Consider the following 19869-nt stretch of genomic DNA (forward strand, 5'->3'; position numbering starts at 1 on the left):
GGAATCGACCGCCATGTTACTCACACTTTTTGAGCCGCGCCGTGGGGGGCGCTACGACGAAGTCGAAGACCCCGCCATTTCCTCGACCGCACGCGAGTTGCCGGCCTGGCCGCTGTACACCCTGCTCTACGGGTTCCCCTTCATTTGGGCCCTGGGCATGGCGCAGTTCATGCCCACCATCTTGGCGCTGATCATGTTGGCCTACATGGTGGCTCGCCGCGAGATCGTCATCTTCCGTGCCCAATGGATCTGGATTGCGCTGTGCATCTGGACGGTGGTCTGCACCGTTTCGCTCCACGGCGGCAGCGACATCCTGGCCTGGGGCCTACGCTTCGTCATCATCTTCAATGCCGGCATCTACAGCATCTACCTCTTTAACGCCCGCGAGCGCGTCACCAGCCACGGCATCATGATCGGTTTGATCGTCGTGTGGTACACCGTGGTCATCCTGGGTTGGCTCTCGTTGCAATTTCCCGATTTCCGTCTCACCACGCCGATGTCGATGATCATGCCCGGTGGGTTGGTGTCGAACGAATTGGTCAAAGATTACGTGATGCCGCCGCTGGCGGAGGTGCAGCTGCCCTGGGGCGCTCCGGAGCCCTACGTGCGTCCTTCTGCGCCTTTCCCCTACGCGAATAGCTGGGGCCTGGCGTTCACCTTCTTGACCCCGATCGTCCTGGCGACCATGAGCGCCTCGAGCTCGCTGTGGATCAAGATCTGCTTGGGCTTCTCAGTAATCGCCGGGTTGGTGCCTGCGGTCGCCACCTCAAACCGCGGCATGTTCATTGGCCTGGCCATCTGCGTGGGGTATGTGATCATGCGTCAGGTGATGGCAGGCAACCTGAAGGTTGCTGTCTGGGCGCTCATTGGTGCGCTGCTGGCGGTGGTCACCCTAGTAGGTTCGGGTGCACTGGCCAAGATTCTGGGCCGTCAGGAATACTCTGATTCCACCGGCGGTCGCGCCTCGCTGTACGCGGCTACCTGGGACGCCGTGATGCAGTCCCCGGTGGTCGGTTACGGCACGGCGCGCATGAATGTCTCGATCGGTGTCTCGATGGGTACTCAGGGGTACCTGTGGGCGCTCATGTTTTGTTTCGGTCTCGTTGGCCTGGGCCTGTTCCTGGCGTTCATGGTGTACTCGATTCTCACCACCTGGGGTGTGCAGTCAGACGCCGGCATGTGGATCCACTCTGTTCCGGTAACCGCGATCTTTGTGTTCGTCTTCTACAGCTTCGACACCATGCAGATGGCAGCCATGATGCTGTGCCTGTCGTTGATGATGCGTTCGGCCGCGTACAGGGAGGGGTTGTAAAGCATGCCCTCGTTGGCTAAGAGCGGCGCAATCTCCTCTGTCTTCGTGATCTACGGGGCCGCCGCGGCATTTGTGGCGACCCTGATCGTGACGAACGGCCTGGGCAAGTCCGCCTCAGGTGAGTTCTTTCAGGTGATGGCCCTCTTCGCTATCGGCACCTCGCTGTCGGTGTTCGGTGCGGATACCGGTTTGGTGCGTACCGTTTCGGCGCAGCGGGCGATGGGCCGCTTCTCGGCGGTGCGTCAGCTGGTGCGCTTCGCGGCGATTCCTTCGCTGTGCCTGTCAATCGGCATCACCGTGGTGGCGCTGATCTACACGTTGCCGGGGGTTTCTCCGCAGCTGTCGGATAACTACCGGGTGGCGTTTAACGTCTCGGCGCCGTTTTTGATTGCGGCCGCCGTGATGACGTTGAGCTTCGGCGTCTTGCGGGGTCTGCACAAGGTCGTGACTTTCACCGCCCTGCAAAACGTGCTCCTGCCGACGTTACGCATTGCCGCCGTCCTGTTGGTGGTGGCCTTCGCCGGAAACATGCTCTCGCTGGCCCTGGCGTGGACGATCCCCGTGGTCGTCGTCGCGTTGGTGGCCATCGTGTTGGTCAAGCGAGGCATGCCGAAGGCTTCCGATGAACTGGTCGCGGACGCCGGCCCGGCCGAGACCGCCAAGTCGTTCTGGGGCTTCAGCGCCGCCCGCGGTGTCTCGGCGGTGGTCGAGGCGATCCTCGAGTGGATCGACGTGCTGGCGGTGGCGCTGTTCCTCGGGGCGGCGTCCTCGGGTATGTACGGTGCGGTCAACCGCATGGTCCGTATGGGCGTGATGGTCGACCATATCGGACGCGTGGTGACCGGCCCCTCGATCAGCGCGGCGATCGCCACGGGCAAGCTTGACCGCGCCCGAAGCATCTTCGTCGGCAACACCCGCGCGCTGATCGCCGTGGGGTGGCCGTTCTACATCACCCTGGCGTTCTTCGGCCCCACGCTCATGGAGGTCTTCGGCCACGGGTTCGCGCAGGCGGCCGGTGTGCTGTGGGTGATCTGCCCGGCCATGATGTTGCAGATGGCAGCCGGCGGTGTGCAGTCGGTGTTGCTCATGTCTGGGAAGTCGCGCTGGCAGCTCTACAACAAGCTGTCGTCGCTGGCGGTCTCGGTGGCGCTGAACCTCTGGCTGGTGCCGCTGTGGGGCCTGTTAGGGGCGGTGACCGCGTGGGCGGCGGCCGTGTTGGTAGATACCCTGCTGGCGGCCTTCCAGGTGATGCGCCTGGTGGGTATTCGGGCCAAGCCCGAGGAGATGATTGCGGTCATGGTGATTTCCGCCGGTGTGCCGCTGATAGGGGCCTTCGGGGTGGCGCAGTTGATGGGCCAGAGCTGGCCGGCGATTTTCACCTACGCCGCGATCGTTCTGCCGATCTACGGTCTGTTGATGTACCGATTCCGCGAGGCGATCGGCATCGAAAACCTCTTCAAGTCTCGCAAGAAAAATAATCGTTCGTATTCCGGTAAACACTTCGCATAGAAAGGCTGTGGTCACAGTGGCAAGTAAATCTCAGGCGATCCGCCGAGCGTCCACCGATTCCCGATCGTCTCGGTCGTCCGCCGCGGTTAATCCCGTTTCTCTTTCCGAGCAGCTCCGCAAGGTTCTTCGCCACCCGTTGGTGCTCCTCCTCTCGGTGCTCACCGGTATGGGTTTGGCCGGGTTGGCCTCGTTGACGCAGGACCAGACGTATAAGGCGACCTCGACGGTGGTGGCGTACCCGCTGACCACCGACCCGAACGCGCAGGCCTCGAACCAGATCACGGTGGATATTAACACCGAGGCGTCCGTGGCTAATTCGCGCCAGGTGGCCAATGCGGCGGCCGAGAAGCTCAATCCCTCGGACACCAACCTGCCGCAGAAGCTCGACGACACCGTTGACGTGGCGGCTCACTCGGGTACCGCGATCCTGGACTTCACCGCGACCGCTGACAGCGCAGACGAGGCCGCTCAGTACGCTAACGCCGTGGCAGACGCGTACCTGCAGGTACGCCGCGATGCGTTGAAAGATACCGTGAACAGCAACGTTCAGAACATCAACGACGCGCTGAACTCGCTGGACGATAGCAAGAAGATCACCCGCAGCCAGCTGGAGGAGAAGCTGGCTCAGGTGCAGATCACCTCGACCTCCGCAGGTCGTGTGGTCTCCTACGCTGAGAAGCCCGATGCTCCCACCAACCTCGGTCTGCCTAAGTACTTGCTGGTGGGCGCGATTGCCGGTCTTCTGGTCGGTGCCCTGCTGGCGTGGCTCGTCGATAGCCGGGAACGTCGCGTGAAGTACTTCGACCGTGCCGGTGAGGCCGTGAGCCAGGATGTTCACGAGATCCGTGGCAACCACCAGGTTGAAGACGCCCGCCGTCTGCTCTTCTCGCTCGGTGCCGCTCGCGGTGACTTCCTCAGCTCCGGACGCCGCGGTGCGGTGATCTACTCCCCCACCCCGTTGGCGGCTGGGGAGTTCTCCACCCTGCTCTCTGAGGCGACCGGTACCGCTGACATCAACTATGCCTCCGGCAACGAGGCAACCCCGTGGAATACGATCCACGCCGGTGCCGAGGCTGGCCGCGCCACCATCCTGACCGCCGGTGAAGACACCGAAATCTCGCAGGTGCTACGCGACGCCTACGAGCTGGGTACCTGCCTGGTCGTCATCACTCCGGAAACCACCATGCGCGATCTCAAGGAGTTCGACGCCGTGGCACACACCGCCGAGGCAGACGTGAAGTACGTCTACCTGCAGAAGTAACAGGAAAGGGATTTTCAGCGTGAAAGCTCTGTATGTAGCCAGCGCCGGAGGTCACCTGGCACAGCTCATCGCCATCGACAAGTTCTGGAAAGAACACGATCGCACCTGGGCGACCTTCGAACTGCCGGAGGTCAAGGCGGCGCTGGAGGGTGAGAAGATCGACTGGGTCTACTTCCCCACCACCCGCAATATCCCCAACGCAGTGCGCAACGTGGGGGTCGCCTGGCGCGTGTTGCGCCGGGAGAAGCCGGACGTGGTCATCACCTCGGGCGCGGCCGTTGCGGTGTCGTTCTTCGCCGTAGCCAAGTTGTTGGGTATTCGAACCGTATTCATCGAGGCCTACGACCGCATTACCATGCCCACGATGAGCGCCCGCCTTTGCTACCCCATGAGCGACCTGTTTGTGGTGCAGTGGGAGGAACAGCAGAAGGCGTTCCCCGAGTCAGTCAATATTGGCCCCATCATGTAGTCCGTTGCGGGGTTCGTTGTCGAGCCCCGCAACGGGCTCCCGGTTTTTAGGGAGAAAGTTCAACCGTGGCAGCACATTCACACACGACCGCCGCCGATGAGGTAACCCCCAGCTACGACCTGGTGGTCTCGTTGGGCACCGATTATCACAAGTTCGATCGCCTGGTGCAGTGGGTAGACGCCTACCTGGCGCAGCACCCGGAGCTGACCTGCCTGTTTCAACACGGGTTCACCGACCCACCGCAGCGTGCTACGGCCACCGTCGATCGCATGCCCCGCAAGGAGCTGCTGAAGATCTACGAGGCCTCGAAGGTTGTTCTCGTACAGGGCGGCCCGGGTTCCATTTTGGACGCCCGCGAGGTGGGCGTTATACCGTTGGCGGTTCCCCGCGTGGCGGAGTTAGACGAGGTGGTCGATAACCACCAGGTCGAGTTCTCGAAGGTCATGGAGTCTTACGGGGAGACGATCATCGTTCACGACGCCGCCGACCTGGCTGCGAAGATCGACGCGGCCCTGGCTGATCCGTCGATGGTGGCCGGCAGCTACCGGGTTCCCGGTGCCGATACCGCCGCAGCAGAGCTGGCGCGCGCTTTCGAGACCTTCGCACCCTCCCCCGGCCACGACGTCCGGAAGTTCGTACGACGCTGGGGGCAGGTACTGCGCGGCATGGCCGGTCGGTAACTCCAACTTCATCTCTGAGCTATACAAGAGCAGAAAATGTGTTTTTTCTGCTCTTGTTTAGTATCTTGAAACAAAGCCTGCTGTGTACCGCACTTCACCGAGCGGTACCTCATGAGAAAGGAAGAACATGTCTGTTCAGGAATCAACCGTTGTCAACGCGCCCGTCGATCGTGTGGCCGCAGCCCTTGCCGACGAGGGTTTCGCTCGTTTCGTGTGCGAGAAGCTGGGAATCGGTTTCGAATCGTTCCAGGTGGCTGGCTCCCCCGAGGGCGCTTTTACCGCAACCACCACCCGTGAGGTCGGCGCCGACAAGGTGCCCGACGTAGCCAAGAAGTTCGTCTCGAAGGGTCTGCACATGACCCAGGAAGATTCGGTTTCGGCTCCCGCGGCAGACGGTGCACGCACCGTGAACTCGAACATCAAGGTCACCGGTATGCCCGTGAACGCGACCGCCACCCAGCAGCTGAAGCCGCAGGGCGAGCAGACCGTCATCAACGTCTCCGGTGAGGTCACCTGCGGTATTCCGCTGGTGGGCAAGAAGATTGCCGCCGCTGCCGAGCCCTATGTTGGTCGCGTGCTGACCAAGCTGGGTCGCCTCGTCGAAGAGTGGCTGGCTCAGAACTAAACGGCTGAGAGCGGGCCGGGTCTGGCCCGCTCCCCTCCGTCGCACGCCCTGGTTGCTCTCGGTGACCGAATACGGGCGACGAACACGTAGATAGCACACGGCCGGTGGAACCTTAGATGAGGTTCCACCAGCCGTGTGCTGCGTTTATCGCTAAACTTTCTCAGCCTAGAAGCTGTGTCTTAGGCGGCTGCCGGAGTCAGCGCCGCCAGAGCCGCGCGGAGCTTTGTGGAGGAGGTGTGCATGGTGTACGGGAAGTAGACCACCTTCACACCCTTCTCGGCGAAGCGGTTCTCCAGGTCGATACCGCGCGGGGTGCCCTTCCAGTCATCGCCCTTGAAGAAGGTGTTGAAGCGAACCTGTTCCCAGGTCTCCAGCTTGTCTTCAACGGTCTCGGCACGTACTTCGTCCACGAAATCGATGTGAGAGACGATCTCCATGCGCTCGGCCAGGGGAATGATGGGCTTGCGACCCTTCGTCAGTTCCAGCATCTCGTCGGAGACCACGCCGGCGATCAGGTAATCGCAGTTTTTCTTGGCCTGTCGAAGTACGTTGAGGTGACCTACGTGAAACAGATCGAAAGCTCCGGCTGCGTACCCAATATTCATGAAGTTTCCCCTAATCAAACTATCTTTAAGGCGCGCACCGGTGGTGTTGTTGAAGACGGTGTGCGGCCACGCCTTATGTCAATAGCTTTCAGATTACATTCAGGGAGAACGGGGTACGGTCACCTCGGATGCGCATAGTTTGGGGGACGCTCCGGGGCCTCTTTGTGGGCGGTATTAGTGCTGGGTAGCTTCCTTGGCGGCTTCCTCGGCGGCCACCCACGAGAGCATGGCACACTTGACGCGTGCGACGAACTTCGAAACGCCTGCGAAAGCGGCGGCGTCCCCGAAGTACTCCTCATCGGGTTCGATCTGTCCGCGCGAGCGCAACATCTCGCGGAATTTGTCCACCAGTTCCTGGAACTCGGTGAGGCTCATGCCCGGCGCCATATCCGACAGCACCGAGGCGGCGGCCATCGAAATCGAGCAGCCATCGCCTTCCCACGAGACGTGCTCGATCGCCGACTTTTCTTCGTTCAGCTCCACGCGCAGGTTGATCTCGTCGCCGCAGGTGGGGTTGTACTGATGGTTCTCGGCGGCAGCGTGCGAGGGTTCGAGCAGCCCCTCCCCCGTGCGCTGTTTGGAGTGATCGAGGATGATCTGCTGATAGAGAGATTCCAGTCCGCTCATGGTGCTTCTTTCGTTGTCAGTCTGCGGTGTCTGCGATCGAGTTAAACCCGGAAGTACTCGCGTACCTTCGCGAGTTCGGTCAGGAACCGATCGACATCGTCGGTGGTGTTATAGATGTAACCGGAGGCGCGGGTCGAGGCGGTCACGCCCAGCGCGCGGTGCAGCGGTTGTGCGCAGTGGTGTCCCACGCGAATCGCAATACCCTGCATGTCTAGCAGCTGCCCCACGTCGTGCGGGTGCACTCCATCCACGTGGACGGCGGCCACACCGGCGCGCGGTTTGCCGGCGGCGGGGCCGAGCAGACGCACACCGTCGATCTCTTCAACGCCAGCGGCCAGGTGCTGCCCCAGCTCCTGCTCCCAGGCGTGCACATTCTCCATACCCACGTGTTGCAGGTAGCGGACGGCGGCGGCCAAGGCCACGGTCTGCGAGATACGCTGAGTGCCCGCCTCGAAGCGGGTGGGCGGTGCCATGAACTCGGCCTCGGTCATGGTGACCTTGGTGATCATGGAGCCGCCGGTAAGGAAGGGCGGCATGGCGGCCAGTAAGTCGGCCTTGCCGTAGAGGGCGCCGATGCCGGTGGGGCCGAGCATCTTGTGGCCCGAGAAGGCGGCAAAGTCCACGTCCAGCGCGTGGAAGTCGACCGGCATGTGAGGGACCGACTGGCAGGCGTCCAGCACGGCGAACGCGCCGACCTTGCGAGCGAGCTTCACCAGCAGGTCAACGTCGGTGATGGAACCCAGAACGTTTGAAACATGGGTGAAGGCCAGCACGCGGGTGCGCTCGGTGATGATGTTTTCGGCCGCGGCGTAATCGAGGGTGCCGTCGGACTCCAGCGGGATCCAGCGCAGGGTGGCACCGGTCTTGGCGGCCAGCTGCTGCCACGGGATCAGGTTAGCGTGGTGCTCCTGCTCGGTGATCACGATTTCGTCGCCGGCTTTCAGCGCGAACTGACGTGCGGCCTCCCCACCCAGGCCCGCCGAGGCGTTGGCCAGCGAATAGGTCACCAGGTTCAGCGCCTCGGTGGCGTTGGACGTCCACACCAACTCGTCCTCGTCGGCACCGACGAACGCCGCGACGGTCGCGCGGGCGTTCTCGAACAAATCGGTGGCGTCTACGGCGAGCGTGTGGGCGCCGCGGTGAACCGCAGAGTTCGCCTTGAGGTAGAAGTCGCGTTCGGCGTCCAAGACCTGCAGCGGGGTCTGGCTGGTAGCCCCTGAATCCAGGTAGGTCAGGCGGTGCCCATTGACCTCAGAGTTGAGAATCGGGAAATCGGCCGCCAGCGCGGTCGCCGCCTCGTTGTTTAGGCGGGTGTTGGCCTCTAGTGCGTAACCTGTGCTGCTCACGGTGCCTCTTTCGTGGTCGTTGTTCTCACGAGTTCTCGGGTCTGCTGTCTGGCCGTATTAACGGCACATTTTTATAGCTTATTCCCGTGAACCTCAAAATGATAGTGAGGCCAGCCTTAACGCGAGTGGTAGCGCTGCTGCGCGTCAGTCAGCCCTTCGGTGATCAGCTGTTGCACCGCGTCCGCGGCGTCACCGATCAAGAACGGCAGCTCTTTCGCCTCGGTAGCCGTGAACGGCTTCAGCACAAAGTCAGACACCTGCATCCGCCCCGGCGGGCGCCCGATACCGCAGCGCACGCGATAGTAATTCTTCGTGCCCAGCGCCTTGGTCATATCACGCAGACCGTTGTGCCCACCTTCTCCGCCGCCGATCTTGAGCCGAATCGCCGCGAAATCAATATCCAGTTCGTCGTGCACCGCGATAATGCGCTGGGGGTCGATGCCATAGAACTGCGCCAAGCCAGCCACCGGGCCACCGGAAGTGTTCATGTAGGTCAGCGGTTTCGCCAAGACCACCTTGGGCCCGCCCATGCCGAGGCGTCCCTCGAGCACCATGGCTCGCGCCTTGTGCCGCTTAAACGAACCACCCACAACCCCAGCCAGCTCGTCGAGCACCATCTGACCAATGTTGTGACGGGTTTTTGCGTACTCGGGGCCCGGATTGCCCAGCCCCACGATGAGCCACGCGTCGCTCATATCTTCGCCCCTTCGAGTTCGCGCCTGAAAGAGACGCCGCAGAATGTTTGCCATGTTCTCAAGAGTATCGGTATTCAGATACAGCGGTGGCCCGCACACCGCGCGAAGCGATCTGCGGGCCACCGGTTAAACGGCTGCCGTGAACACGGAAGCCAGACAGAAACCTTAGTTCTTGTCGTTGTCGGAGTCGTGCGCCTCGCCGGCCTGATCCGACTCTTCCGAAGCCTCGACAACGTCGCCTTCGCCCTCTGCAGGCTCGATGGGGTTGCCGTCTTCGTCGGTCTCGATGGGGTTGCCCTCGGCGTCGGTCTCGCCCTCTTCGCCCGGCTCGGGAACGTCGAGTTCCTGGGGCTCGGAGACGTTGACAACCAGCAGTTCGGGATCAGCAATAAGGGTAACGTCTGCGGGCAGCTCGATGTCTGCAGCGGTAACGTGCTCGCCGATCTTGCGGCCTTCGATGTTGATGACGATCTCGTCGGGGGACTTCAGAGCGTCTGCCTCGACCAGCAGAACGGTCTCTTCCTGGTTAGCGACTGCGCCCTGCTCGACTTCACCCTCAACAACCAGGGGAACCTCGATCTCAACGCGCTCGCCGCGCTTGACGATCAGAAGGTCGATGTGCTGCAGTTCGGGGCGGATCGAGTGACGCTGGATGTCCTTGATCATGGCCAGAACCGACTCGCCCTCGATGTCCAGGTCGAGAATAGCGTTAGCGGTACGGGCTGCCAGGGTGGTTGCGTGACCGGGCAGAACAACGTGCTTGGGATCTTCACCGTGACCGTAGATCACTGCGGGGATGTCGCCGGCCATGCGGATGCGGCGTGCGTAGCCCTTGCCGAAGTCTTCGCGCAGGGTTGCGGAGATCTTGGTTGCGTTCGACATAGTGAACGTCCTTTCGTTACTGGAAAGTATTGCGCCAAGTTGTAAGTGCACTGACGCCAGAAAATATTTTCCAGTCAGCCACCGTCGGTTACGGACCTACCGCGCTTCACGCTCGGCATTCCACCGCCTTGGCTTGTTACCCGGGTGCGGGCAACTTGTTAAGTATGCCCGAGCGTCGCCCTTGTTTTCAAGAACGACGCCCGGTTGCGCGGCTCACAGTCCACATAGTTCGCTAACCCTGTTTGACGTGCTCGGCCAGTGCCTGCCGGTGATCCCGCGGGGTGAAGCCCGCCGCGATGATCTTGCTCAGATCCAGCGCCGAGTTGAAAGGCCGGGGTGAGTACACCTCGGTGTTCGCGAAATACTCGTCGGTGGTGGTCTCGGCGACCCGCGCAGGGTCGTGGCCATCGGCCTCGAACGCAGCTTTGGCCAGGTCGGCCCAGGTGATCACGTCACCGGAGTTCGTCAGGTGGTAGGTGCCGTACTCAGCCCCGTTGTTGAGCAGATGGAGGACGCCGGCTGCCAGGTCCCGGGTGAAGGTCGGGCGGCCGTGCTGATCGGCGATGACCTTCGGGTCGACACCGCGAGCAGCGAGCGAGCGCATGGTATCGACGAAGTTCTTGCCGTCGCCGATCACCCAGGAGGTGCGCACGATGTAGTGTTGCGGCACCGAGCGTGCGGCCATCTCGCCGGCGGCCTTGGACTGGCCGTACACGCCCAGCGGGGCCACGGCGTCCGACTCGGTGTAGAACTGCCCCACGGGTTTGTTGCCGTCGAAGACGTAATCGGTGGAGATGTGCACCAGCGGGATGCCCGCCTCGCGGGCGATACCGGCCAGGGCGGAGACTCCGGTCGCGTTGGCGGCCCAGGAGGCGGTGCGCCCTTCGGGGGTCTCGGCCTGATCCACGGCGGTGTGCGCGGCAGCGTTGATGATGCCCGAGAGCGAACGCCAGCGATAGGCCTGCGCCCATTGCGCCGGTTGCGCGAGATCGATCTGTTCGCGGGTGGCGGCGATGTGGGGCACGCCGGCCTCGTCGAGCTGGCGGGTGAGCTCGCGCCCGAGCTGACCGTTGGCGCCGACCACCAGCACCGGCGCCGGCTTCACCGGGCTGACCTGGGACAGGGGCGGGTGGTTCTTATCTTTCTCGGAGAGCTCGGCCTGCTCCAGCGGGATCGGCCAGGCGATCCCGGCGGTTTCGTCGGCGAGGTTGAGGAAGGAGTATTCCCCCTGAGCGTCGGGCGACCAGTGGTCGTTGACCAGGTAGGTGTAGGCGGTGTTGTCTTCCAGGGTTTGGAACGAGTTCCCGACGCCGCGGGGCACGAACACCGCGGTGTCGGGGCCGACCTCGACGGTCACGGTCTTGCCGAAGCTCTCCCCGGCGCGCAGGTCGACCCAGGCCCCGAAGACGCGCCCGGTGGCCACCGAGACGTACTTATCCCAGGGCTCGGCGTGGATGCCGCGGGTGGTGCCGACCGTGGCGTTGAACGAGATGTTGTTCTGCACCGGGCCGAAGTCGGGCAACCCGGCGGCCACCATTTTCTCGCGCTGCCAATTCTCTTTGAACCAGCCACGGTTGTCCCCGTGCACCGGCATCTCAATGACGAGCAGGCCGGGGATCTCGGTGGTGCTGACCTTCAGCTGACGCGGCATTACTGGCCCGCCTTCGCGTACTTCGCCTCGACCTCGGCCTTGAGCGGCTCCCACCATGCGCGGTTCTCGGCGTACCAGTCGATGGTGTCTTGCAGACCGGATTCGAAGTCGGTGAAGCGCGGCTCCCAACCGAGCTCGCGGCGCAGACGTGAGCCGTCGATCGCGTAGCGCAGGTCGTGGCCGGGGCGGTCGACGACGTGGTCGAAGGCGTCCTCGGGCTGACCCATAAGGCGCAGGATGGTGCGCAACACGGTGATGTTGTTCTCTTCACCGTCGGCACCAATGAGGTAGGTCTCCCCCAGCTTGCCCTTCTCAAGGATGGTCAACACGGCCGAGGAGTGGTCGGAGGCGTGGATCCAGTCACGCACATTCAGACCCTCGCCGTAAAGCTTCGGCCTGATGCCCGAGAGCACGTTGGTGATCTGACGCGGAATGAACTTCTCGATGTGCTGGTAGGGGCCGTAGTTGTTCGAGCAGTTCGACAGCGTGGCCTCGATACCGAAGGAACGCACCCAGGCACGTACGAGCAGGTCGGAGCCGGCCTTGGTCGAGGAATAGGGGGACGACGGGTTGTACGGGGTGGTCTCGGTGAACTTGGCGGGGTCGTCTAGTTCGAGGTCGCCGAAGACTTCGTCGGTGGAGATGTGGTGAAAACGGGTGCCGTGGCTGCGAACTGCCTCGAGCAGGGTGAAGGTTCCCACCAGGTTGGTGTGAATGAAGGGGGTCGGATCGTTGAGCGAGTTATCGTTGTGCGATTCGGCCGCGTAGTGGACCACGGCGTCCGCCGCCTGGACGAGGGGGTCGACGACGTCGCGATCGGCGATGTCTCCCCGCACCAGTTCACAGCGGGCGGGGTCGAGACCTTCGAGCGATTTTTCGTTGGCCGCGTAGGTCATCTTGTCGAGAACAATTACCGAGTGATCAGTATTTTCGAGTACGTGGTGAACAAAGTTCGAACCAATGAAACCGGCGCCGCCGGTTACTAAAATTTTTCCCATGGCCGCCATTTTACGGGAATTAAATCTAAACTCAGCGTTTCTCGGGATTATTCTAAATCGCTAACATGTCACAATATTGCCCATGAAGGGAATTATTTTGGCGGGTGGAACCGGTAGCCGGTTACACCCCATCACTTTAGGGATCAGTAAGCAGCTCACTCCTGTTTACGACAAACCGATGATTTATTACCCGCTGTCTACGCTGATGCTGGCGGGTATTGACGACATCTTGATCATCACTACGCCGGAGGACTCAGAACAGTTCCAGCGCCTGTTGGGCGATGGCTCCCGCTTCGGGGTGCGCTTCACCTACAAGGTGCAGCCCTCGCCGGACGGCCTGGCCCAGGCATTCCTGCTGGGCGAGGAACACATCGCCGACGAACCGGTGGCGCTGGTGCTCGGTGACAACATTTTCTACGGGCCCGGTTTGGGTACCCAGTTGCGCAAGTACAACGAGATCGACGGCGCCGCCGTCTTCGGTTACCACGTGGCCGACCCCCGCGCCTACGGTGTGGTGGAGTTCGATGAGAACTTCAAGGCTGTTTCCATCGAGGAGAAGCCCGAGACCCCGAAGAGCGAATATGCGATCCCGGGTCTGTACTTCTACGACAACAACGTGGTGGAGTACGCCAAGCAGATTAAGCCCTCTGCCCGCGGTGAGCTAGAGATCACCGACCTGAACCGCATGTACCTGGAGCAGGGCAAGTTACAGGTTGAGGTGCTCCCCCGCGGCACCGCGTGGTTGGACACCGGAACCTTCGATTCCTTGGCAGATGCCACGAGCTTTATTCGTACCGTACAGGCTCGTCAGGGGCTATCTATCGGGTGCCCCGAAGAAATCGCCTGGCGCATGGGCTATATAGACGACAGTCGTCTGGCAGAGCTGGCTGAACCTCTGGTCAAGAGCGGTTACGGTCGATACCTGCTGGATCTGCTGAAGTAGAAAATCGACATCGAACGTGGCTCTGTCTAGGAAAGACAGGGCCACGTGTCGTTTAAGGTGGCACCCGCCACGCCCGCGAAGCATTTTTCTTGACAGCCTACGATTGTCCCCCACTTGGGGAACATGCCCTGTTAGCATTGACATAATAGTTCGCAAAATTATTGCCATAATCAGCACCTTTTAGGGAAACAACATATGACCGTTCTTGACTTCGCCCGTTTGATCCGGGCGAATCTCAAATACCTGCTGATCGGGTTGTTGCTCGGTGCCCTCCTGGGCCTGGGATACTCGATGATGCAGCCTCGCGTGTACTCATCTTCTGCCAGCGGATACGTCACCATCGGCGGCTCTACCGGCATCGGAGACGTAATCTCCGGTAGCACCGCCGCCAAAGACAAAGCCGGCTCCTACCTCTCACTCGTCACCTCTGGGCCGGTAGCCGACGAAATCGTCGCTAAGAACCCCCAGCTGGGTCTGACCAAAGAACAGGTCATGGGAAGCCTGTCGGCCAAGCTCGAGGGTGACTCCGCGCTGATGCGCGTGACCGCAAAAGCCGACTCCCCCGAAAAAGCCCAGGCTCTGGCTAATTCCTCGCTGGAATCCACCGCGAAGGTCGTGAACGATCTCGAGGGTTCCACCGCGGTACGCGTGGTCCCGCTGGACGACGCACCCCTACCGGGCGCACCGTCCAGCCCCAGCTTCAAGAAGAACATCGCACTGGGCGCACTGGCCGGCCTGGTACTCACCTTCGCGATCATCTTCCTGCGCCGCCAGCTGGACGTGAAGGTTCGCACCCGTGACGACGTCACCAAGGCCACCGAGGTGGGCGTGCTCGGCACCCTGCCCGAGACGGAGATGCTCGACGAAAAGAACCTGCTGCAGAATCAGGACGACCACGTCTCCCAGGAGGCCGTACGTCAGATCCGCACCAACCTGCGCTTCGTCAACGTCGACAACCCGCCGAAGTCGATCATCGTCACCTCCTCCGATCCGGGCGAGGGCAAGTCGACCGTGTCGGCCTCGCTGGCTCGCTCCCTAGCCGAGTCGGGTCAACCCACCATCATCATCGACGCCGACCTGCGCCGTCCTACCGTCGCTAAAAAGTTCGGCCTCGACTCGAAGATCGGCCTCACCCAGGTGCTCGCCGGTCAGGTGGAACTCTCCGAGGCGGTCCGTCAGTATGAGGGTTCGCAGCTCTTCATTCTGCCCGCCGGTCGCATTCCCCCGAACCCTTCAGAATTGCTGGGTTCGGACAAGATGCGCCAGCTCATCAAGGAACTCTCTCAGGAGTTCATGGTGATTGTGGACGTTCCGCCGGTTCTTCCGGTGACGGACGCTTCGTTGCTTTCCACCGCCGTGGACGGCGTGGTGCTGGTGGCCACCGTGGGCAAGACCCATAAGGAGCACCTGACGGAAGCATCCAACATGCTCAATAAGGTGGCCGCGCCGTTGATCGGTACCGTCATCAACCGCACCCCGCTCAAGGGTCTGGGTAGCTCCTATTACGGCTTCGGTTATGGCGGATCGTATGGCGGATATTCCAGCTATTACGGTTCCGACGAGAGCAAAAGTGGAAAAGGTCATAATAAAAAGGGCCTCGGTTCTCGCCGAGCCAAAAGAAGTAAATAGCAGACAGAGGCCTCGCCTATAATTCGGTTAGGTTCACAGAGAATCTGATGCAGTATGTGGCGTGAAACATATGGGGATGTTTCACGCCACGTCTGTACAGAAAATAACTTATTTCGCTCATTTGTTAGGTACCGCACCATCGGAGAAGTGGGGGTTCGCACGATGGTTGAATTTGATCAGGATTTACCTGATACGCCGCTATCGATACGTATCAAACTCGCGCACGCATACTTCCAGCGCCTCGCCGACCAGCACGGCATCGACATCCTGCACGTCAAGGGTTACGCGTTTGGGTCTGATACGTACGATGTCCACCGCAACAGCACCGACGTCGACCTCTTGGTGCGCCCTTCGCAGGTACAGCAGTTCAAACAGTTGCTCATCGCGTCGGGGTGGAAGGTGATCGCCCACTTCAACTCGGGGTCGATCTTTGAACATGCCTCGACGCTGTATCACCCGTGCTGGGGTCTGACCGACGTCCACCGTTTCTTTCCCGGTTTGGACGACCGCAGCCCACAGTACGCCTTCGATCAGCTGTGGGAGCAGCGTCGTTATAAATCGATCGCCAATTTTGAGTGCGCGGTGCCCTCACTCGACGACTCCCTGTTGCTGGTCGTGGTGCACGGGGCCCGCTCCACCGCCGATACTAACCCCGATATCGAGCATCTGAAGAAGGTTCTCAGTCAGGACGATTGGGAGCGGCTTCGTACCCGCGCGCATCAACTGCGCGCCGAGGTAGCCTTCGATACCGCGTTGGGCCGGTTGGAAGATCATCGCGGCCACCCAGATTATCTGATCTGGAAAGCCGTCTCTCAGAACGTGCCGATCTATACCCAGTGGTGGGCCCGGTTCCGCCGTGCTAGGGGGCCGCGTGCCAAGTTGCTGTTGCTCTGGCAGATCGTGACCGTCAACGAGGATCATCTGGCGATGACGCTGGGCCACGAACCGACTCACTCTGAGAAACGGCGCGTATTCTTCCGCCGGTTTGAAAAGCTCAAGGCCGCCCAGATCTTCAGGAGGAAGATTTAATGTCTATCGACCCCGCAGCCCAGCTGGCGCAGGCCGCGCATACCGCGTTCGTAGTTGAAGATCAGGAGAATGACGCCGCCGATACCGTCATCCACATCGCGCACCTGGATGAACCCAATATCGTGATGGTGCAGGGTTCCGGGAGCACCATGTGGGAGCTCCTGAGTGAACCGATGACTATGGGGCGGCTCACCGAGCGCGTCGCCGAGATCTACGGGGAGGACGTCGCCACCGTCGCCCCCGGCGTGCAGCAGTTCGTCGAAAGCTTGGTGGCTCAAGACCTCGTGGCGGTCAGCGCCTGACATGGGTTTTAGTTCTCGCGCTAGTCTCAACGATGGTCTCCTCCGCGGAACCAATTCACTAAACCTGCTTCGCTTATGTCTAGCCTCTCTGGTGATAGTTGGCCACGCACCGTTGCAAACTCTCGGCACATTGGAAAATCACAACGTAGTCTTGCAACGAATAGGATCTATAGGTGAAGTAGCTGTCAGTCTTTTCTTCGTCATCTCCGGGTATCTGATCCTGGCAAGCGCTAATCGTTCGCGATTGAGGGATTATATTGTCAGTAGAGTTCTGCGCATCTACCCCGGATATTGGGGTTCCATGCTGTTTGTAGCTTTCGTTGCCGCTCCCCTAACGCTCTTGCTCGACCCTACTCATTCCTCGTGGAAGTTCACAGATTCGCTGTCGCATCTCGTGCACTCCTGGAACCTTTTCGGCCCCGGCTTTCAATGGAACGTAGGGCTTACGCCACAGAGTATTCCGATTCCGATGGTGTGGAATGGACCATTATGGACTCTGCGCTACGAGCTTGTGATGTACGTGCTTCTGATGCCATTCGCATACGTAGCTGTCTTGAGAAACCACCAGAAAGCGGTCATCACGGGGGCGTGGGTTGCCGCCATGGCTCTGACCGGACTGGATCAATTCACCCCTTTTGTATTTCCGGTCTTCGAGAATTTTCCCTGGCTTCTCGCCTATTTCCTGAGCGGTTCCATGATGTATGTGTGGGGTGACAGGATCCCTGTGCATCGGCCCTTGAGCATCAGCCTCTTTGTCGTGGCTTTTGTGGTCTATTTTTTCTTCCCTGTCTCCCTCAAGGTGATTCTGGTTCCTCTCTTCGCTATGGGCATTCTCTGCCTTGGTGTGGTTCTGCGTTCTCGCTTCGCACAGAAACGGGATCTTTCGTACGGGATGTACATCTATGGCTGGCCTATTCAACAATTGCTGTTAATCGCTGGTTTCGGTGTCTGGGGCATTACGGCAAACGCCATTGCGACATTGGCACTCAGCTTCGTTTTCGCTTTCCTCTCGTGGACGGTGATCGAGAAACCGGCACTCTCTCTGAAACGCACATTGAGGAAATCTTCAGTCACAACTAGCTGAACACGGATAAGACAAAGGCCCGCGTGAATACGCGGGCCTTCAACGTATCTTTGAGAGCGTCTTATTGACTGTCGAGGAATACGCGTAGCTGGCGGATGAAGCGTTCCTCCGAGAAGCCGCGCATGTGTTCTTTGATGGCGGCGGCGTCCCACTCCCCTGCGTCGAAGTTGAAGACGGCATTGCGGATCTCGGCGGGTGTGGACTCGTCGATGAAGCTTCCGTTGAGACCCGGGGTAATCGTGTCGAGGTATCCGCCGGCGTGCAACGCGATCGTCGGTTTACCGAACGAACCGACCTCCAACGGGGTCAGGCCGAAGTCTTCGTAAGAGACCGCTAGCAGGGCCGCACAGTGGTGGTAGGCGTAGCGCAACTCGGCGTCCGAGATATTCGAGGCGAACTGCACGTTCTCCCCGCTCATGGCCCGCAACTCATCGGCCATGGGGCCGGCGCCGATCACCAGCAGTTTCTTGTCGCTACCGGAGAACGCCTCGACCGCCTTGTCCACGTTCTTGTACGGCAGGAGTCGAGAGACGATGAGGAAGTAATCCCCGTCGGCGAGAAAATCCTCGAGACCGGCGATCGGCTGCTCGGGGGCGTCCTCCGCCACCGAATAGGGCGGGAAGATCACGTCGGCAAGTTTGTCGTAGACGTTGGCGATACGACGCGAAATTGTAGTGGAATTCGCCACGTAGGGCCCGGCCTTTCTGGCCGCCCACTGATCCCAGCGGATAAGGGCGGGACGAAGCACCCGGATTGCCGCCGTCGCCAGGCGGCCGCTGTGGTCACCGAGGTATTGGTCGGTCAGGTACAGCCAACGGGCCGGCGAGTGACAATAGATGTAGGACTGCCCGGTGAAGTTAAACCCGTGTGCCCAACCGGTCGACGAGACGAGGGCCTTCTTGGCGGGAACGCGCAAAAGGGATGAGGCGATAGGAAGCAACGGCAGGGCGAGCCGATGATTCTTGCGGAACACCGCCACCTTGTTAAGCGGTGAGACCACGATCTTGGCGTCTTTGAACTCCGGGTAGGTGTTCTCGGGGTCGTAGAGGGTGGTGTAGATGGTGGCCTCGGGGAACGCCTGATGCATGGAGAGCACCACGCGTTCGGCCCCGCCCCGCTGAGTGAGGTAGTCGTGGGCGATAGCCAGCTCTGCGGTGGCCGCTTTCCCACGCAATGGAGCAGTCAGGGAGTGAAACATCGTGGAGAGCATCATTTAGAACACCTTCCGGGCACGCTGGGGGTAGACGATCCCGGCGTAACCTGCCGATTCGACGAGCAAGGAGATCAGTTTTTCTGCCACCGGGCGCGGGAGTTTGTCGGCCACCCGGTCAATCCCTCGCCCGGCCAGGTTGATCGTCCGTTCGGTGGTCACCGCTGCGGCAGTTTTGACGGCTTTGCCCCAGAGACCTGCCGGGTTGGGGGTAGGCAGCACGTCTTGGCCGTGTTTCTCCACGAACGTCGCTCGAGCGGCACCGGAGTGCAGGGCGCGTGTGGCGCGCATGGATGAGGTGGTGGCTGCGATGTGGTGGTTGGATTCAAGTTCGGGAACGAGCAGGATCTCAGCACCGGCTCTGTGCATCATGTACCCCATATCGACGTCTTCCCAGCCGTAGCGGCGATAGCGTTCGTCGTACCCGCCGAGCTTCTCGAACATCGTTCGGGTGAGGGAGGCGTTGGCATTCCAGAAATGCCAGCGGCGGTCAGGGGCCGTGGCGTAGGCATCTGCGCGGAACTTTTCGTCCCGAGAATATCCATAGGCGCGGGCGTAGGAGTTGTCCGGGTAGATATTGCGCACCAAACCGACCACGCCGGTTTCCCGGTCGCCCTCGTGATGAGCCACGTGCTGAGCGACGAAATCGGGGCCGGGTTCAAGATCGTCATCGCAGCGGATGAGGACGTCGGCGTCGGCCGCGCGGTGGCCGGCGTTCAGCGCGGTGGAGCGTCCCCTATTTTCTTCGAACACGATCGCCTCGATATTCAGCACTCTGCGGGCACGGTAGTCTTCCACGACCTCGGCGGTGCCGTCGATGTCACCGTCGCAAACAACGATGACCTGAAAATTCTTCTCGGTCTGGTGTTCCAGTGCGTCTAACGGGTAGTGCAGTTTTGCCGCTCCTCCCCTGGTGGGAATGATGACGGCGGCTTTGTACAGTGCCATGTTTATCTTTCAAGGTGCCGAGTTGGTAGGCGAGTAACTGACGGATAACAAAGCCACAGTCTCC

General features: G+C 60.9%; 20 protein-coding genes. 11 read left to right on the top strand and 9 right to left on the bottom strand.

Features of this window, described 5'->3' with window-relative positions; translation table 11 throughout:
- Positions 1-13: 13 nt before the first annotated feature.
- The 6 genes from VVR12_RS09450 (at position 14) to VVR12_RS09475 (ending at position 5856) form a co-directional block, all read left to right on the top strand.
- Positions 14-1312 carry an O-antigen ligase family protein gene (locus VVR12_RS09450; RefSeq protein WP_368550990.1) on the top strand — a complete coding sequence of 433 codons (1299 nt, stop codon included), beginning with the start codon at positions 14-16 and terminating at the stop codon, positions 1310-1312.
- A gap of 3 nt (positions 1313-1315) precedes the next feature.
- Complete coding sequence (locus VVR12_RS09455; protein ID WP_368550991.1) at positions 1316-2821, top strand: lipopolysaccharide biosynthesis protein; 1506 nt, start codon at positions 1316-1318, stop codon at positions 2819-2821.
- 16 nt (positions 2822-2837) lie between these two features.
- Positions 2838-4082, top strand: coding sequence for a YveK family protein (locus VVR12_RS09460; protein ID WP_368550992.1), 1245 nt, complete (start codon positions 2838-2840; stop codon positions 4080-4082).
- Positions 4083-4101: 19 nt separating this feature from the next.
- Complete coding sequence (locus VVR12_RS09465) at positions 4102-4551, top strand: UDP-N-acetylglucosamine--LPS N-acetylglucosamine transferase (protein ID WP_368550993.1); 450 nt, start codon at positions 4102-4104, stop codon at positions 4549-4551.
- A 65-nt stretch (positions 4552-4616) separates the two neighbouring features.
- On the top strand, positions 4617-5231 hold the full coding sequence (locus VVR12_RS09470; protein WP_368550994.1) for a glycosyltransferase: 615 nt from the start codon (positions 4617-4619) through the stop codon (positions 5229-5231).
- 127 nt (positions 5232-5358) lie between these two features.
- Positions 5359-5856, top strand: a complete 498-nt coding sequence (locus tag VVR12_RS09475; protein ID WP_368550995.1) for a DUF2505 domain-containing protein — start codon at positions 5359-5361, stop codon at positions 5854-5856.
- A 179-nt stretch (positions 5857-6035) separates the two neighbouring features.
- Here VVR12_RS09475 and VVR12_RS09480 read toward each other — a convergent pair whose 3' ends face one another.
- From VVR12_RS09480 to rfbB, 7 genes are all read right to left on the bottom strand, one after another.
- Complete coding sequence (locus VVR12_RS09480) at positions 6036-6461, bottom strand: adenylyltransferase/cytidyltransferase family protein (protein WP_368550996.1); 426 nt, start codon at positions 6459-6461, stop codon at positions 6036-6038.
- A gap of 174 nt (positions 6462-6635) precedes the next feature.
- Entirely contained in the window at positions 6636-7088 is a 453-nt protein-coding gene (gene sufU / locus VVR12_RS09485) for a Fe-S cluster assembly sulfur transfer protein SufU (RefSeq protein ID WP_368550997.1), read from the bottom strand.
- 41 nt (positions 7089-7129) lie between these two features.
- A complete protein-coding gene (locus VVR12_RS09490) occupies positions 7130-8434 on the bottom strand; it encodes a SufS family cysteine desulfurase (RefSeq protein ID WP_409349900.1) in 1305 nt (434 codons plus the stop codon).
- A 116-nt stretch (positions 8435-8550) separates the two neighbouring features.
- Positions 8551-9129: an aminoacyl-tRNA hydrolase gene (pth, locus tag VVR12_RS09495; protein ID WP_368550998.1), complete on the bottom strand. Its 579-nt coding sequence runs from the start codon at positions 9127-9129 to the stop codon at positions 8551-8553.
- Positions 9130-9294: 165 nt separating this feature from the next.
- Entirely contained in the window at positions 9295-10011 is a 717-nt protein-coding gene (locus tag VVR12_RS09500; protein WP_368550999.1) for a 50S ribosomal protein L25/general stress protein Ctc, read from the bottom strand.
- A 232-nt stretch (positions 10012-10243) separates the two neighbouring features.
- Positions 10244-11662: a dTDP-4-dehydrorhamnose reductase gene (rfbD, locus tag VVR12_RS09505; protein WP_368551000.1), complete on the bottom strand. Its 1419-nt coding sequence runs from the start codon at positions 11660-11662 to the stop codon at positions 10244-10246.
- Complete coding sequence (gene rfbB, locus VVR12_RS09510) at positions 11662-12660, bottom strand: dTDP-glucose 4,6-dehydratase (protein WP_368551001.1); 999 nt, start codon at positions 12658-12660, stop codon at positions 11662-11664. The genes rfbD and rfbB overlap by 1 nt, the downstream gene beginning before the upstream one ends.
- 82 nt (positions 12661-12742) lie before the next feature.
- Between rfbB and rfbA the strand changes: the two genes are divergently transcribed.
- The 5 genes from rfbA (at position 12743) to VVR12_RS09535 (ending at position 17647) form a co-directional block, all read left to right on the top strand.
- Positions 12743-13603, top strand: coding sequence for a glucose-1-phosphate thymidylyltransferase RfbA (rfbA, locus tag VVR12_RS09515; protein WP_368551002.1), 861 nt, complete (start codon positions 12743-12745; stop codon positions 13601-13603).
- A 195-nt stretch (positions 13604-13798) separates the two neighbouring features.
- Positions 13799-15232 carry a polysaccharide biosynthesis tyrosine autokinase gene (locus tag VVR12_RS09520; RefSeq protein ID WP_368551003.1) on the top strand — a complete coding sequence of 478 codons (1434 nt, stop codon included), beginning with the start codon at positions 13799-13801 and terminating at the stop codon, positions 15230-15232.
- A 162-nt stretch (positions 15233-15394) separates the two neighbouring features.
- Positions 15395-16261 (top strand): nucleotidyltransferase family protein, encoded by an 867-nt coding sequence (locus VVR12_RS09525; protein ID WP_368551004.1) that lies wholly within the window; start codon positions 15395-15397, stop codon positions 16259-16261.
- The gene (locus VVR12_RS09530) at positions 16261-16563 is read left to right on the top strand and encodes a PqqD family protein (protein WP_368551005.1); all 303 of its coding nucleotides are present in this window, start codon (positions 16261-16263) and stop codon (positions 16561-16563) included. Before VVR12_RS09525 ends, VVR12_RS09530 begins: the two co-directional genes overlap by 1 nt.
- A gap of 1 nt (position 16564) precedes the next feature.
- Positions 16565-17647 carry an acyltransferase family protein gene (locus tag VVR12_RS09535; protein WP_368551006.1) on the top strand — a complete coding sequence of 361 codons (1083 nt, stop codon included), beginning with the start codon at positions 16565-16567 and terminating at the stop codon, positions 17645-17647.
- A 61-nt stretch (positions 17648-17708) separates the two neighbouring features.
- Here VVR12_RS09535 and VVR12_RS09540 read toward each other — a convergent pair whose 3' ends face one another.
- Both VVR12_RS09540 and VVR12_RS09545 read right to left on the bottom strand, forming a co-directional pair.
- Complete coding sequence (locus tag VVR12_RS09540) at positions 17709-18860, bottom strand: glycosyltransferase (RefSeq protein WP_368551007.1); 1152 nt, start codon at positions 18858-18860, stop codon at positions 17709-17711.
- On the bottom strand, positions 18861-19805 hold the full coding sequence (locus tag VVR12_RS09545; RefSeq protein ID WP_368551008.1) for a glycosyltransferase family 2 protein: 945 nt from the start codon (positions 19803-19805) through the stop codon (positions 18861-18863).
- Positions 19806-19869 lie beyond the last annotated feature (64 nt).

Source organism: Rothia sp. LK2588 (assembly GCF_040946465.1).
GTDB lineage: Bacteria > Actinomycetota > Actinomycetes > Actinomycetales > Micrococcaceae > Rothia.

Bases quoted from the DNA above. Each gene is read 5' to 3' on its own strand.
- VVR12_RS09450 (WP_368550990.1), top strand. From the start codon at position 14: ATGTTACTCACACTTTTTGAGCCGCGCCGTGGGGGGCGCTACGACGAA.
- VVR12_RS09455 (WP_368550991.1), top strand. From the start codon at position 1,316: ATGCCCTCGTTGGCTAAGAGCGGCGCAATCTCCTCTGTCTTCGTGATC.
- VVR12_RS09475 (WP_368550995.1), top strand. From the start codon at position 5,359: ATGTCTGTTCAGGAATCAACCGTTGTCAACGCGCCCGTCGATCGTGTG.
- VVR12_RS09480 (WP_368550996.1), bottom strand. From the start codon at position 6,461: ATGAATATTGGGTACGCAGCCGGAGCTTTCGATCTGTTTCACGTAGGT.
- sufU (WP_368550997.1), bottom strand. From the start codon at position 7,088: ATGAGCGGACTGGAATCTCTCTATCAGCAGATCATCCTCGATCACTCC.
- pth (WP_368550998.1), bottom strand. From the start codon at position 9,129: ATGAGCGACGCGTGGCTCATCGTGGGGCTGGGCAATCCGGGCCCCGAG.
- VVR12_RS09500 (WP_368550999.1), bottom strand. From the start codon at position 10,011: ATGTCGAACGCAACCAAGATCTCCGCAACCCTGCGCGAAGACTTCGGC.
- rfbD (WP_368551000.1), bottom strand. From the start codon at position 11,662: ATGCCGCGTCAGCTGAAGGTCAGCACCACCGAGATCCCCGGCCTGCTC.
- rfbB (WP_368551001.1), bottom strand. From the start codon at position 12,660: ATGGGAAAAATTTTAGTAACCGGCGGCGCCGGTTTCATTGGTTCGAAC.
- rfbA (WP_368551002.1), top strand. From the start codon at position 12,743: ATGAAGGGAATTATTTTGGCGGGTGGAACCGGTAGCCGGTTACACCCC.
- VVR12_RS09520 (WP_368551003.1), top strand. From the start codon at position 13,799: ATGACCGTTCTTGACTTCGCCCGTTTGATCCGGGCGAATCTCAAATAC.
- VVR12_RS09525 (WP_368551004.1), top strand. From the start codon at position 15,395: ATGGTTGAATTTGATCAGGATTTACCTGATACGCCGCTATCGATACGT.
- VVR12_RS09530 (WP_368551005.1), top strand. From the start codon at position 16,261: ATGTCTATCGACCCCGCAGCCCAGCTGGCGCAGGCCGCGCATACCGCG.
- VVR12_RS09535 (WP_368551006.1), top strand. From the start codon at position 16,565: ATGGGTTTTAGTTCTCGCGCTAGTCTCAACGATGGTCTCCTCCGCGGA.
- VVR12_RS09540 (WP_368551007.1), bottom strand. From the start codon at position 18,860: ATGATGCTCTCCACGATGTTTCACTCCCTGACTGCTCCATTGCGTGGG.
- VVR12_RS09545 (WP_368551008.1), bottom strand. From the start codon at position 19,805: ATGGCACTGTACAAAGCCGCCGTCATCATTCCCACCAGGGGAGGAGCG.